This window comes from Marseilla massiliensis, from assembly GCF_023336985.1.
GTDB classification, from domain to species: Bacteria; Bacteroidota; Bacteroidia; order Bacteroidales; family Bacteroidaceae; genus Prevotella; species Prevotella intestinigallinarum.
Window position 1 is genome coordinate 24,794 of the sequence record NZ_JAMBLP010000007.1, and the last position, 14,731, is coordinate 39,524.

Consider the following 14,731-nt stretch of genomic DNA (forward strand, 5'->3'; position numbering starts at 1 on the left):
TGCTGTGGGCGGCGGCATTGTTGCCTGTCCGTGTCGCTCGCGCTGGAGTGCACACGGCCGTTTGGCGATGGCATCATGAGGCCTTTCGGCCCATGGCAATGGCTGTTTTGAGAAGCCGGTTTATGTCTGTGAGTGCTCGAGAAATATCCTTTTTTTCATATTTTGCATGCCTACGGTGTTATGATGGCGTTCTTTTCACTTTTTTTATTGCACGACATCCGACTATTATTAGTATCTTAGTCGCCGGTAACATGTTCAATATTGATATGAAGAATAGCATCGTTTTATTGTTGGGTGTGGCGCTGTCATTAGGCTCATGCGGCACTTATACAGGCCAGGGGGCAGCCACTGGAGCCACGTTTGGCTCTATACTCGGCTCTGCCATAGGCGGTATCACCGGAGGGCCGCGGGGCAGCGACATTGGCACCGTTGTAGGCATGGCAGGCGGAGCGGCGGTCGGTGCAGCTGTGGGGGCGTCGGCCGACAAGGCGAAGCAAGACGAATACCGCAGGTATATGGAGTACCGCGATTCGCGGTACGGCCGCAGTGGCAACTATGGCGAGGGCTACGGGAGCGGCCGTAGTGCCTATGTGCCGCCGCAGCAGGGCAGCGATGAGAGCGGATTTGACCCTACCCACAGCGGCGACGACCGCATTGTGTTCGATGACGGAGGCGCACAGGTGCCACCGTATGGCGGTGGCGGCGACAGCAGGGTGGGCGTGGCAGGACGCCAGGTGGCCCCCTCGGTGTCGGTAGACGAGTTGCGCAGCAGCATGCCGGGCTACAAGCTGGCTGTCAACAAAGACATGGAAGTGCGCAATATCACTTTTGTTGATGCCAGCGGCGACGGCGCCCTAAGCCGCCGCGAAGACGGCAAGGTGTCGTTCGAGATAATGAATTGCTCGGGCATTACGCTCTACGATGTCAACCCAACGGTGGTCGAGGTGACCGGAAACAAGCATGTACACGTGTCGCCACCGCTAAGGGTAGAGAGCATCGCCCCCGGTCGTGGCGTGCGGTATACGGCAACTGTCTATGCCGACTCGCGCGTAAAGGATGGCGAAGCGGTGGTAAGGGTGGCCGTGGTGCAGGGCAACAAGGAGATAACATCGCAGGTTAGGGAGTTCCGTGTGCCGCTGAGGCGGCGCTGACGGGCGCCCGCCTTGCTGTCTGCCATTGCCGCGTGCCTACGGCCTTTGCCCGTTGCCGGAATGTGCCGGCGGCAAAGCCGTTGCCGGCCATAGCTGTCTTTGGCTGCTTAAAGGTGTGGTGCTGCAATGCGTCTGTGCCTTGTCTATGTGGCCGGCCCATGCTGTCGGCAAGTGGTTATGCCGTAGGCCGGCTTTCATTTTTGCTTGCCCGACGTCTGTTGCTTGGTGACTTTGGAGGTTGGCCTGTGCTTTTCCTTGCTGTCGTTTCGCTTGGCCTGACGCCTGTTTTGCTGCCCGGCGCTGGTTCGGCGGTTCACTTCCTTCATCTCTTGCCATGTAGGGCGCAGCATCTCGGCCACGTTGCTGCTTTCAAAATCGAATTCTATTACGTGCTTTTCTTCGCTCGGTTTGAACGGCACGACTATCTTGTCGGCCCTCACCACCTCGACCATGGCCACTCCCTGGGCCAGCATTCCAAGCTCTTTTGCCGCCTTCCACGACAAGTCGATGATGCGTCCGCGTGCGAACGGGCCCCTGTCGGTAACCTTGACAATTACCGACTTGCCGTTGGCGGGGTTGGTAACCTTGAGCTTCGTGCCGAAAGGATAGGTGCGGTGGGCGCATGTCAGACTGTCGTGGTGAACCCTTTCGCCGCTGCTTGTGCGCGCCCCGGTGGCTCGTTTGGAATAATAAGTGGCTTTGCCCCGTTGCACGTACTGGGCGTGCAATGAGGCAAAGCCTGTTAAAAGTGTTGTTAGTGCTATACCTATTAACCTGTATCTCACGTTGAAAATTTTGTCTTAAACTATGCCTTGGGCCATCATGGCGTTGGCAACCTTCATGAAACCGGCAATGTTGGCACCCTTTACGTAGTCAACATATCCGTCGGCTTCGCGGCCGTACTTCACGCACTGGTCGTGTATGTTGTGCATGATGTAGTGCAGCTTGTCGTCCACTTCGGCCTCGCTCCAGTTCAGGCGCATGGCGTTCTGGGTCATTTCAAGGCCCGATGTGGCCACGCCGCCGGCGTTGACAGCCTTGCCCGGGGCGAAGAGTTGCTTGGCGGCAACGAATTTCTCTGCGGCTTCGGCCGTGCATCCCATGTTAGACACCTCGGCAATGCAGATAGGCTTGTTGGCCAGCAGCAGGTCGGCGTCTGCCCCGTTGAGCTCGTTCTGTGTGGCGCATGGCAGCGCGATGTCGCACTTCACTTCCCACGGCTTGCGTCCGGCGCGGAACTCCGAGCCCGGGAACTCGTCGGCGTAGGGCTGGCAAACGTCGTTGCCGCTTGCGCGAAGCTCAAGCATGTATGCAATCTTCTCGTCGTCGAGGCCGGCCGGGTCGTAGATGTAGCCGTCGGGTCCGGATATCGTTATCACCTTGGCACCAAGCTCTGTGGCCTTCTTGGCTGCTCCCCAAGCCACGTTGCCGAATCCGCTTATGGCAACGGTCTTGCCTTTTATGTCGTAGCCGTGGGTCTGGAGCATCTGGTTTACGAAGTAGAGCGCTCCGTAGCCTGTTGCCTCCGGGCGTATGCGCGAGCCGCCCCATTCGAGGCCCTTGCCCGTCAATACACCGTTCCAGTGGTGCGTCAGTTTCTTGTACATGCCGAACAGGTAGCCTATTTCGCGTGCTCCCACACCGATGTCTCCTGCGGGTATGTCTTCCTCCGGGCCAATCACTCGGTATAGCTCTGTCATGAACGACTGGCAGAAGCGCATTACCTCGTTGTCTGAACGGCCGCGGATGGAGAAGTCTGAGCCACCCTTGCCACCGCCCATGGGCAGTGTGGTGAGCGCGTTCTTGAACGTCTGCTCGAATCCGAGGAACTTCAGTATCGAGAGGTTCACCGACGGGTGGAACCTTAGTCCGCCCTTATACGGACCTATGGCGCTATTGAACTGAACGCGATAGCCGAGGTTTACGTGCACCTCGCCGCGGTCGTCGACCCATGGCACACGGAACGTCACGATGCGCTCCGGCTCCACTATGCGCTCAATTATCTTGGCTTTCTCGAATTCGGGATGCTGATTGTAAACGTCCTTTACCGAGATTAGCACCTCTCTTACTGCCTGTAAGTACTCCAGCTCGCCCGGATGCTTCTGCTCCAGCGACTGCATTATTTTCTCCACCTCCATAGTAATCCGATATTTAAAGGGTTCAACTATTACTGTGTCATTGTGTCATTACAACGTCACAAAAATAAGAAAAAGCCCTTGAAACACCAAACGAAAATCGGAAAATTTTGCTGCCGATACTTTCTTTTTGTTAATTTTCTGCTTCCGTCTGGCTCTTGTCTTCGCTGTCTGCGAACACAGTCGCCATTCGGCCTCGCGCGGCTTGCCGGTGTGTTGCGCCTTTTGTGTCTGTCGTGAGCATTTGTAATGGCTGTTGACAGCCTTGCCGTTGCTGTTTGGCGCTGTCGGTTCGCTTCGGATGTTTGCATGCTGCCATGTGTTCCGGCGGTTGCTGGGTCACAGTCGGGGCGGCTGGTTCACCCTGCCGGTTGCGGCGTGCCGTCCGGCCTTATCGTTGCCTCAGCCATTCGGTGGTAGCCGGGCAGTTCCACCGTTGAGGCCCATGTTTTGGTCCACATTAATATAATGCGTTGCAAACCCTTGCGTCGTTTTGCCGCCACCATGCCTGACGCCCGGCCCCGGCGCAGCCCGCCGTTCCACGGTGAAAGGCTCTGCCAGATATGTACGGCGGCAAGATGTTACAGTGTTGGGCACGGGATGGCCAAGCGGTCTTGGCGCAGGTGTCACCGCGTATTGGGTCGGCGGTCAGGTGCCTGCAGCCATGCCGCGGCCTGTAGCGGTATTGCAAAAATAGTGAATTTTGCCTTAACGCCAAGCCAAACCAGCCCGATATAAAACTGTTATATCTTTATTTGGCAGATTTTAACCCAAATGTCACCTTGTTTCTATATGTGTCTGTTTTTGCGCCTGTGCGTTTATCCACATGCCTTCGGGCCGCCGTGCCGCCATCCTGCCTGCCGTTTTCCTCTCTGCCGCCTGCCTGGCTTCGGCCTAAGGCGGCAGGGCTAATGCCTGGAACAGGGCGGAGGCGCTTTTGGCCCATGCTTGTAGGGCGTGTCGTGACATTGTCTTGGCTGTTGTTTGCGTGCGCCGTCGTAGTCGGGCGCGGCCTGTCTCAGCGGCGGCCGCACGGCAGTCTTTTGTGGGCAAGAGTGGTGGCGGTAGCCAAAACGTGCCATATTGCATTGTCAAACGGCCCATTTCTCAACGCCATACGGCCCGTTTTGCAGTATAAAACTGCCCGTTTTGCAAGTGGCTGTGGCACAGCGCATTGTACGGGGCGGCCAATACGGCGGCACAGTACGGCAAAACATAGTGGCATAGAGCATCGTGCCGCAGTGGCCCGGGGGCAGCCGCAGTATGCCGTGACGGGCCGTGCCCCTTGGCCGGAAAACAAAAGCGGATGCGGAAAGGCTCCGCATCCGCTTTCGCTTACTGCCCGTGCTGGCTTTTGCCTCAGGCCGTTCGGCCCCGATGGTTTTCTGCGTTCAGATTTTGTCGAGGGCCTGGCGTATGTCGTCGAGAATGTCTTCCACGTCTTCGATGCCCACCGACAGGCGTATCAGGTCGGGCGCGATGCCGGCCTCCCTCAGCTGTTCGTCGGACAGCTGGCGGTGGGTGTGGCTTGCCGGGTGGAGCACGCAGGTGCGCGCATCGGCCACGTGGGTCACGATGTTAATCATCTTCAGCGAGTCCATGAACTTGATAGCTGTGTCGCGGTTGCCCTTCAGTCCGAAGGCAATCACTCCGCAGCTGCCGTCGGGCAGGTATTTCTCGGCCAGCTCGTGATACTCGTTGCCCTTCAGCCCGGGGTAGTTTACCCATGCCACGCGCGGGTCGCCGTTGAGGAACTCGGCCACCGTCTGCGCGTTGGCGCAGTGCTGCCTCATGCGCAGGTGCAGCGTCTGCAGCCCGATGTTGAGCAGAAACGCGTTCATAGGCGCCGGTATGGAGCCGAGGTCGCGCATGAGCTGTGCCACGAGCTTGGTGGTATAGGCCATCTTTCCGAAGGCTTCGGCGTAGACAAGTCCGTGGTACGACTCGTCGGGGCGGCACAGCCCCGGGTAGCGGTCGGCGTGGGCCATCCAGTCGAAGCGTCCGCTGTCTACCACACATCCGCCCACCTGCGTGGCGTGGCCGTCCATATACTTGGTCGTGGAGTGCGTAACGATGTCGGCCCCCCACTCAAACGGTCGGCAGTTGACGGGCGTGGCGAAGGTGTTGTCGACTATGAGTGGCACGCCGTTGCTGTGGGCCAGGCGTGCAAACCGCTCAATGTCGAGCACCTTGCAGCCCGGATTGGAGATGGTTTCGCCAAACATCACCTTGGTGTTCGGGCGGAAAGCCTTCTGTATCTCGTCGTCGCCGGCTTCGGGATTGACGAAGGTGCACTCTATGCCGAGCTTCTTGAGTGTCACGCCGAACAAGTTGAACGTTCCGCCGTAAATCTCGTTGGAGGCCACGATGTGGTCGCCGGCCTCGCAGATGTTGAACACCGCGTAGAAGTTGGCGGCCTGGCCCGACGACGTCAGCACAGCGCCCACTCCCCCTTCGAGGGCGGCAATCTTGGCCGCCACGGCATCGTTGGTGGGATTTTGCAGCCGTGTGTAGAAGTAGCCTTCCTTCTTCAGGTCGAAGAGCATGGCCATCTCGTCGCTGTCGTCGTACTTGAATGTGGTGCTTTGGATGATGGGCGGCTCCACGGGCTCGCCGTTCTTTGGGCTCCATCCTGCGCGCACGCAGAGTGAAGCCGGTCGTAGTTTCTTTTCCATTTCGTGTTGATTGTGATGATGGCCGCGCCCCGTTGGCGCGGCTCGTTGTTTCTTTTTGTTTGCCGTAGGGCGGGGGAGGATGGTAGATGAGGGTTGGCCGAGGCGGCCACAATGCCTTGTGGCCCTCACTTTCCGGCGCCCCAGCGCTCCAGCCGCTCGTATTCCTCCTTTGTCAGGCGCATGAACGAGCCGTGCTGCGGGGCCTCTACCCCCTTGATGTCTTGCGGCGAGTGGAAGTTGCGCAAGTACTTGTCGGCCCGGCATATACGGTATCTCTTGGGCTTCGACGAGTATTCTATGTAGATGAGCCACGTTGAGTCGCCCGCCAGCTGGAAGGCCGACACGCCCTCACACTTCTTCTTGCCCTCGAAGTCTACGTAATCGTCGTCCACCGGCTCGCTCCACGGGCCTGTTAGCTTGGGGGCGGTGGCCGTAAACAGGCCCGGCGTGCCTCCCTCTTTCTTTATCATCATGTGGTAAAGGCCGTCGCTTTCAAGGTAATTGATGTCGGCGTCGATGGTGGCATAGCCCCAGTCGAAGAGCAGTCGCGGCTTTGTCAGGGTGGTAAACGATTCGTCGGCATACGAGTAATACATCCTGTCGTACTTCTCTTCGGCCTGGTTCCACATCGAGAAGTATATGAAGTATCCGCCGCGGCGTCCGTCCGGCCACGTGTATGTGGGGTCCCAGAATATCTGCGGGGCCCATACGCGGTTGACGGTTGAGTAGTCGCGGTATGGGTCGGGGCTGTCTTTGTCGGAGAATATGGCCGCCCCCTTGCGGAAGTCGAACGTCGTCGACTTCCAGTTTATCATGTCGTCGCTCGTGAGCAGGTTGATTCCGTAGTTGTTCCACACCTTGCTCTTGCCCACGCACATGTCGGTTGTCACCATGAGATAGCCCGACAGGTCGTGCTTGCGGCAGATGTAGGCATCCCGTGTGCCCCCTTCGATGGCGGCAAGTGCCTTTTGGTCGAACACAGGTCCGCCTCCGCGCAGGTCGTGGTAGTTCAGTCCGTCGCGGCTGATGGCGTAGGCAGTCCATTCACCCCGTCCGCTCATGTGGCAGAACAGGTAGCCGTAGTCGCCCTTCTGCGGGTTTTGCGCCGTGGCGTTGGTGGCGGCAGCCATTGCAATCATGGCCGCCATTAACGCTTTGAGAGTCTTTTTCATAATCCTTTACGTTGTTGGTCTATTTCTTTAGAGTGCTTCCCGCCTTCGCCCTTATCACCGTAAACGAGTAGGGTTCCAGGCTTATGGCCTGCTCTTTGCTTATCGTTCCCGTGGTCTTCGACGGCTTGGCTCGGGTGTCCGACGGCTCCCCGGCCATGCGCTCCACCTCGGTTGGCGTGCCGTCGGCCACCATGTCGCCGAGGTTCAGCCTGCATTCCACGCCCACGGGCAACGCGTTGACGAGCTTGATGATTACGTCGCCAGTCTCCTTGTCGCGCACCACCGACTGCCCGAAGCGCAGGTTGACGTCTTCGCGGTCGTTGTCTGATGCCACCGTGGCGGGTATATAGTCGTCGCCCACGTTCTGTCCGTACATGCGCTGCACGTAATAATCAGTGGTGAGCCTCACCGAAGTGTTGTCAAAGTACATCATGTCGGGAGTCCACTGCGTGTTGCCCCGTCGCGCCATGAGCGGTGCAAAGCTGCTCAGGCTCACCACGTCGGCGTTGCGCTCCAGGTCGGTCAGGTAGAGCGCCACGCTCAGGGCGGTCTCCATGTTGTTAGGCCTGCCGGGGGCGTGGGCGGCATATTCGCCCAAGTAAACCTTCGGCCCGCGGCGGTCGTAGGCGTCGTAGAAGTCGCGGTTGTGTATGAACCAGCCCGGCGGGCAGTAGTAGTGCTCGTCGACGATGGGCACGTCGAGCTCCTTGGCAAACTGCCATCCGTACTCATAGTCGGAGCCCTCGTAGAACGGCCCCACCGTTCCGATGACCGTGATGTCGGGGTATTTCGCCTTGACGGCGTCGTAGATGAGCTTGAACCTCTCCTTGAACACCTCGGAGATGAGGTCTTCGTTGCCTATGCCGACATACTTCAGGTTGAACGGCTTGGGGTGTCCGGCCTCGGCGCGCACGCGTCCCCACTTGGTGGTCTTGTCGCCGTTGGCCCACTCAATGAGGTCGAGCACGTCCTGTATGTATTCGTCCATCTCCTTGCCCAGGGGTATTCCGCCCTGCTGCCCGTCGCCTCCCCACGACGAGTTTTGGCACGGCACTCCTGCGGCGAGCACCGGCAGCGGCTCGGCCCCCATGTCTTCGCAGAACTGGAAGTACTCATAGAAGCCCAGGTCCACCGACTGGTGGTAGCGCCAAATGTTGGCCATGCCCTTGCGGCTCTCCAGCGGTCCGACGGTGTTTTTCCACCTGTAGATGTTCTGTATGCCGTTGCCGTGGGCCACGCATCCGCCTGGGAAGCGCACAAAACGCGGCTTGAGGTTGGCTATGGCCTCCGCCAGGTCGCGCCTGAGGCCGTTGCGCCGCCCTTTGTAAGTGTCTTTTGGAAACAGCGACACCATGTCGAACGCATATCGGCCGGCAGCTTCCGGCATTATGGCCAGCTCGGCGTCGGCCGCTGTTTCGGTGGCCTTTATCTTGGCGTTGAGCTTGCGCCACCCGTCGCGGGGCAGCGTTACGGCTACCGAGCCAATCTCGCGTCCGTCCTTGGTGCGCAGAGCCACGCGCACCCGCCGTCCGTTGCCCTCGACCATGCGGCCGAAGAGCGACAGCAGGTAGGTGTCGCCCTGCTTCACGGCGATGCCGTCGAAGCCAGTGTTGGCCATGGCGTCACCGGGCTTGCTGACGTCGAGCACGGCATAGTGTGCGTTGTTGGCGTGTATTGGATTGGCGGTGTCAAAGCTGAGCGCGGCCCCGCCGTAGGTGCGCCATGCGTAAGCCGGCCCCCAGCCCTCGTGCCTGGGGTGGTCGGCGTCGGAGTATTCAAACCCCCGGTTCTGCACCAGTTCGGCGTAGAGCCCGCCGTCGGCAGCATAGTTTATGTCTTCGAAGAACACCCCGAACAAGTCGGGGCTGATGGCCTTTTGGTCTTGTGGGCGGGGCGTAACCGTCACCGTCACCTTGCCGAGGCCTGCAAACCGCGCCTTGTCGTCCTTCATCAGCTCGTTGTTGCGCGCCGTGCGGTATTGCCTCCGCTCGTATTCGGCTATTACGTTCTCCACCACCTGCTTCTCCACGCGGTGCACCCTGCCGGTGGCCCGGGTGCCGTCGTTGAATGCCACGGTGTCGCGCGGCACGTTGCGGTTGGGCCCCATCATGACGCGGGCCGACATATAGTCTTGCGGTTTCCACAGTAGCAGGTCGCGGCTCTCGGTCAGCGCCATCACGCAGCCGTCTTTCTTGACCAGCCACGAGCACACCCATATGCCGCCTTTCTGCCTTTCGAGCACAGGGTCGAACATGCGTTTGCCACTGCCCCATGCGCCGTAGTCGCTCTTCACGAAGTCGTAGCCGCCACCTATCTTGTGCCACATCTTCCCGTCGGCACTCCAGGCCAGGCGCAGCCCTCCGTTGCCGTTGATGTTGTCTGAGGCATAAGAAAACAGGTAGAGTGAGTCGTTGGTGCTCTCCGAGGCCCTTGCCCCGATGGCACTTGAGGCCATGAGCATGGCGCAAATCAAGGCTTTTTTCATTGTCCTTATTATGGTTTTTGTTGGTAATTAAGTTTGTTTCATGGCTTGCCGGCCGGTGCGCGGCCGTTTGCCCGGTGTTGCATTGCCGCCACGGCGGGGCCCAATGCCCCGGCAACAGTATTGTTGCCGATTGCCGGATGCTGCTATTTGAGTACAAAGGTAGCTGTTTTCTCGCTACCGGGCGGCTTGCCATCCGCTTTCTTAATTATATTTAACCCAAATCGATTGTTGCGCCGCCGCATGCCTGTTTCCACATTAATGCCATGCCTCACAAGCGCTTAAGCCCCCTTGCAGCCCTCTTGCTTCCGTCCGGCCACGGCTTGGATGGCGTCGCCTTTGGCCACGGCAGCATGCAAGGGGCACGGCAATGTCACAGAATAGTCATGTGGATTGGAATGGCGTCTGGGTGCCGGCGGTTTGCAGGCCTATGCCCGCCGGAGCAGGGCATGGGGCGTAGTCCGTGGCTGCCAAGGCGGTAATAAAAGCCGACAAACGTGGCCCGCGGGCGAGCCCGCGGCCGTATGGCTGCGCGAAACGGGCCGTATGGCGGTGCAAAACGGGCCGTACGGCACCGTGGAACGTGCTGTTTTGTGCAGCCGAGTGGCCCGTTTGGCAAACGGCTGTGGCCCAGGCTGTTGCGGCAGGCCTGCGCCAGGGTAACGTAGTCTTACAAATCTGGTGCCGCCGGTGGGGCGTTGCCACCCAGGATTTCAGTAGCGCCTGCTGGGCAGTGGCATTTGCCTGGGGTAACATATATTGCAGTTTTGTTTCATTTTTGGCCATTTTTCAGAATCTTTTCAGATTCACCCCGTATCTTTGCCTGCGTGAACAGACAATTAGAAAACAAACAAACAGAAAAGGAGAATAGATTATGAAGAAATGGAAATGGATTGGAATGGCAATGGCCTGTGCAGTGGGTATGGTGGCGTTCACGTCGTGCGACGACGACGACAACGATGATTACGCCCGCGTGCCCGACGCCGTTACGGCGGCCTTCTCTCACCAATATGGCAACCCGGGCTATGTGGAGTGGGATTCAGAGCGTGGCGGTTACTATGTGGCCGAGTTCCGCAAGGACGGCCGCGACCACGAGGCATGGTACACACATGCCGGATTGTGGGCCATGACCGAGGTTGACTATGGCCGCAGCCTGGCCGACCTGCCTCAGGCGGTGCAGTCGGGATATGCCGCCACGGCCTATGCGCTCGATGCTTGGACGGTTGACGACATCGACGAGATACAGCGCCCCGACTACGAGACGGTGTACAAGATAGAGGTTGAGAAGCGCGGGCAGGCCGACCACGACCTATACTTCGACCTCGGCGGCACGCTCTACCGCGACGTTGAAGGCTCGGGCTCAGGCAGCGGCAACGGCGGGATGATACAGCAGGGCATGCCGGCCGAGGTCAAGGCATACGTCGACTCGGCGTTTGCCGGGGCGGCCGTGGTTGACTTCGACATCGAGGACAACGGCATGATAGAGGTCGACCTGCGCCACGGCGGCAAGAGCGTCGAGGTGTTGTTCACCGCCGCTTACGAGTGGGTGATGACCAAGACCGACTGCAGCCGCGACGTGCCGGCATTGGTGGCCGACGCCGTTCGGCAGGCCTTGCCGGGGGCGCGCATCGACGACTGCGACTATGTGCAGACCGCTACAGAGAGCTATTATCTCGTGGACACCGACAACCCCGACCGCGACCTCAGGGTGACGCCCGACGGACAGGTGACCCAGGCGTGGTGAGGGCGGCCCCTCCGATGGATGGATGAAGCTGGGGGCACGGCGCAGGGCATGCGCTGTGCCCTTTGCCATTTTATGCAGCGGCATGCTGCCAAAACAGTACCCGTGTTCTTGCGTATGTCGGATTTTATGGCTACATTTGCAATGTGTAATGCCCGACGCCGCCATGCCGCCGGACAATGTTGGCCGCGGAGGGCCGTGAAATACTGAAAACCGTGATTCTATGAGAGCAAACATACCACCCGAGTGGAACAAGTTCTACTTGAAAGACGTGTCGTTCGTCAACCTTATGACGCGCCGCATATTCAACGTGCTTATCGTGGCCAATCCCTACGACGCCTTCATGCTTGAGGACGACGGGCGCGTTGACGAGAAGATTTTCGACGAGTACATGGACCTGGGGCTGCGCTATCCGCCCACGTTCACGCAGGTGACAACGACAGAAGAGGCCGACAAGGTGCTAAAGACCACCGACATTGACCTTGTGATATGCATGCCGGGCAATGCCGACAACGATGCCTTCGATGTGGCCCGGGCCGTGAAGGAGGCCTCGCCGTCGACGCCGTGCGTGGTGCTCACGCCTTTCTCGCACGGCATCACGAAGCGGATGGAGAACGAAGACCTGTCGATGTTCGACTACGTGTTCTGCTGGCTGGGCAACACCAACCTCATCCTCTCCATCATAAAGCTCATCGAAGACAAGATGAACATAGAGCACGACATGGCCGAAGCCGGTGTGCAGATGATTCTGCTTGTGGAAGACGGCATACGGTTTTACTCCTCCATACTGCCCAATCTATACAACTACATACTGCTGCAGGCCAAGCGCTTCTCTACCGAGGCGCTCAACCCGCATGCCGCGGCGCAGCGGAAGAGGGGGCGGCCAAAGGTGTTGCTGGCGCGCACTTACGAGGAGGCCATGGAGCTGTACGACCGGTATGGCGACAACGCGCTGGGCATAATAAGCGACGCGCGCTTCCCGAAAGGCGGCGCGAAAGACCCAGAGGCCGGGCTCAAGCTGCTGCGCGAGATAAGGAAACGCGACGAGTATGTGCCGCTGATACTGCAGAGCGCCGAGTCGGACAACCGTTTCAAGGCCGAGGCCGAGGGCTTCCGCTTCGTAGACAAGAACTCGAAGAAGATGGATATCGACCTGCGACGCCTCATGGAAGAGCACATGGGCTTCGGCGACTTTGTGTTCCACGACCCGAAAACGGGCAAGGAGATTCTGCGCATACACAGCCTCAAGGAGTTGCAGGACAATATCTTTACCATACCCAACGACTCGATGCTCTACCACGTGAGCCGCAACCACATGAGCCGATGGCTGTCGGCCAGGGCCATCTTCCCCGTGTCGGCATTCCTGAAACATGTCACATGGCACAAGCTGCAGGACGTCGACGCGCACCGACAGATTATATTCGACGCCATTGTGCAGTACAGGCGGATGAAGAACATTGGCGTGGTGGCTGTATTCGACCGGGGGAAGTTCGACGCCTACGGCCACTTCGCGCGCATCGGCGACGGCTCGCTCGGCGGCAAGGGGCGCGGACTGGCTTTCCTTGACAATATCATCAAGCGCCACCCCGAGCTCAACCAGTATACCGGGGCGGCCGTTTGCATACCGAAGACACTGGTGCTCTGCACCGACGTCTTCGACGATTTCATGGACAAGAACAACCTTTACCAGGTGGCACTGAGCGATGCCAGCGACGAGGAAATACTGTCGCACTTCCTCAGGGCGCAACTGCCAGACTCGCTCATTGCCGACTTCTTCACGTTCTTCGATGCCGTCAAGGCACCTATAGCCATCAGGTCGTCGTCGCTTCTGGAAGACAGTCACTACCAACCCTTTGCCGGAATATACTCGACATACATGATTCCGTATCTCGACGACAAGTATGAGATGCTGCGCATGCTGGCCTCTGCCATCAAGGGAGTGTACGCATCGGTATACTACCGCGACTCGAAGGCTTACATGACTGCCACGAGCAACATCATAGACCAGGAGAAAATGGCCGTCATACTGCAGGAGGTGGTGGGCAGGCGATATGGCGACAGGTTCTACCCGAGCTTCAGCGGTGTGCTGAGGTCGCTCAATTACTACCCCATAGGCGAGGAAAAGGCAGAGGAGGGGATAGTAAACCTGGCCCTCGGATTGGGCAAGTATATCGTTGACGGGGGCCAGACGCTGCGCGTTTGCCCCTATCACCCGAGCCAGGTGCTGCAGACCAGCGAGATGGAAATGGCCCTGCGGGAAACCCAGACGCGCTTCTACGCGCTCGACATGACCGACATCGGGGGCGGGTTCAAGGTGGACGACGGTTTCAACATTCTCAACCTGAGGGTAAAGGAGGCCGACAAGGATGGCTCGCTGCAGTACATCGCCTCGACGTTCGACCCTTACGACCAGGTCATCCGCGACGGCATCTACGAGGGAGGGCGCAAGGTCATCACCTTCTGCGGGGTGCTGCAGCACGGCGTCTTCCCGTTGCCGGAACTGTTGCAGATGGTTCAGAAGCTTGGAACGGAGGAGATGAGGCGCCCCGTTGAGATTGAGTTTGCGTGCAACCTCGGCCCCGACAAGACCGGCGAACTGAACCTGTTGCAAATCAGGCCCATTGTCGACAGCAAGCAGATGCTTGACGAAGACGTGGCCTCGATACCCGACTCGCGCTGCCTGCTGCGCTCGCACAACTCGTTGGGACACGGCATCAGCGAAGACGTGACCGACGTTGTGTATGTCAAGACGGGCGACGACTTCACGGCATCCAACAATCCGGCCATCGCATGCGAGATTGAGCGACTAAACAGGAAGTTCCTGGCCGAGGGCCGCAATTATGTGCTTGTGGGCCCGGGACGATGGGGATCGAGCGACCCGTGGCTTGGCATCCCGGTCAAATGGCCGCACATCAGCGCCGCAAGGGTCATCGTCGAGGCAGGCTTGAAGAACTATCGCGTCGACCCGAGTCAGGGCACTCACTTCTTCCAGAACCTCACGTCGTTTGGCGTGGGCTACTTCACCATCAACACATACCGTGGCGACGGGCTGCTCAGGGCCGACGTGCTCGATGCCATGCCGGCTGTGGATGAGACGGCTTATGTGCGCCATGTGCGTTTCGAACGGCCGCTGAAGATAATGATGGACGGCAAGAAGCAGGAGGGAGTGGTGCTCTTCGGCTGATTGGCCTTAGCCTTGATGGCAATGTCCGGGAACACCCGATAAACATAGGGGGGCTTTTGGGGAGTTAACTCCTTCACTTCCCAACTCCTTAACTCCTAATAAGCCTCTTGGATTTATCTGGTGAGCCATGCTCGCGGCCGGGGGCATGCATGCCGTGGGCCGGTATGTGCAACCGCATGGGGCATGTGGGC

At 59.0% G+C, this 14,731-nt stretch carries 8 protein-coding genes; 3 read left to right on the plus strand and 5 right to left on the minus strand.

Annotation, left to right across the window (positions count from 1 at the left end; genetic code table 11):
* Positions 1-266: 266 nt before the first annotated feature.
* Positions 267-1,151, plus strand: coding sequence for a hypothetical protein (locus tag M3089_RS07030; protein WP_249082876.1), 885 nt, complete (start codon positions 267-269; stop codon positions 1,149-1,151).
* Between the two features lie 194 nt (positions 1,152-1,345).
* Here the strand turns inward: M3089_RS07030 and M3089_RS07035 are convergent, their stop codons facing one another.
* From M3089_RS07035 to M3089_RS07055, 5 genes are all read right to left on the minus strand, one after another.
* Positions 1,346-1,936 carry a septal ring lytic transglycosylase RlpA family protein gene (locus M3089_RS07035; RefSeq protein ID WP_249082877.1) on the minus strand — a complete coding sequence of 197 codons (591 nt, stop codon included), beginning with the start codon at positions 1,934-1,936 and terminating at the stop codon, positions 1,346-1,348.
* Between the two features lie 15 nt (positions 1,937-1,951).
* Complete coding sequence (gene gdhA / locus M3089_RS07040; RefSeq protein ID WP_249082880.1) at positions 1,952-3,289, minus strand: NADP-specific glutamate dehydrogenase; 1,338 nt, start codon at positions 3,287-3,289, stop codon at positions 1,952-1,954.
* Between the two features lie 1,388 nt (positions 3,290-4,677).
* Positions 4,678-5,961: an O-acetylhomoserine aminocarboxypropyltransferase/cysteine synthase family protein gene (locus M3089_RS07045; RefSeq protein ID WP_205111047.1), complete on the minus strand. Its 1,284-nt coding sequence runs from the start codon at positions 5,959-5,961 to the stop codon at positions 4,678-4,680.
* Between the two features lie 125 nt (positions 5,962-6,086).
* Positions 6,087-7,133, minus strand: coding sequence for a glycoside hydrolase family 43 protein (locus M3089_RS07050; RefSeq protein WP_249082882.1), 1,047 nt, complete (start codon positions 7,131-7,133; stop codon positions 6,087-6,089).
* A gap of 19 nt (positions 7,134-7,152) precedes the next feature.
* On the minus strand, positions 7,153-9,618 hold the full coding sequence (locus M3089_RS07055; protein ID WP_249082885.1) for an alpha-L-arabinofuranosidase C-terminal domain-containing protein: 2,466 nt from the start codon (positions 9,616-9,618) through the stop codon (positions 7,153-7,155).
* A gap of 871 nt (positions 9,619-10,489) precedes the next feature.
* On the opposite strand from M3089_RS07055, the gene M3089_RS07060 reads away from it, so the two are divergent.
* On the plus strand, positions 10,490-11,359 hold the full coding sequence (locus tag M3089_RS07060) for a PepSY-like domain-containing protein (RefSeq protein ID WP_249082887.1): 870 nt from the start codon (positions 10,490-10,492) through the stop codon (positions 11,357-11,359).
* A 220-nt stretch (positions 11,360-11,579) separates the two neighbouring features.
* A complete protein-coding gene (locus M3089_RS07065; RefSeq protein WP_249082889.1) occupies positions 11,580-14,540 on the plus strand; it encodes a PEP/pyruvate-binding domain-containing protein in 2,961 nt (986 codons plus the stop codon).
* The last annotated feature ends 191 nt before the right edge of the window (positions 14,541-14,731 follow it).

Excerpts from the sequence above, each read along its gene's own strand:
- M3089_RS07050 (WP_249082882.1), bottom strand. The coding sequence starts at position 7,133 with ATGAAAAAGACTCTCAAAGCGTTAATGGCGGCCATGATTGCAATGGCT.
- M3089_RS07030 (WP_249082876.1), top strand. The coding sequence starts at position 267 with ATGAAGAATAGCATCGTTTTATTGTTGGGTGTGGCGCTGTCATTAGGC.
- M3089_RS07060 (WP_249082887.1), top strand. The coding sequence starts at position 10,490 with ATGAAGAAATGGAAATGGATTGGAATGGCAATGGCCTGTGCAGTGGGT.
- gdhA (WP_249082880.1), bottom strand. The coding sequence starts at position 3,289 with ATGGAGGTGGAGAAAATAATGCAGTCGCTGGAGCAGAAGCATCCGGGC.
- M3089_RS07055 (WP_249082885.1), bottom strand. The coding sequence starts at position 9,618 with ATGAAAAAAGCCTTGATTTGCGCCATGCTCATGGCCTCAAGTGCCATC.
- M3089_RS07065 (WP_249082889.1), top strand. The coding sequence starts at position 11,580 with ATGAGAGCAAACATACCACCCGAGTGGAACAAGTTCTACTTGAAAGAC.
- M3089_RS07045 (WP_205111047.1), bottom strand. The coding sequence starts at position 5,961 with ATGGAAAAGAAACTACGACCGGCTTCACTCTGCGTGCGCGCAGGATGG.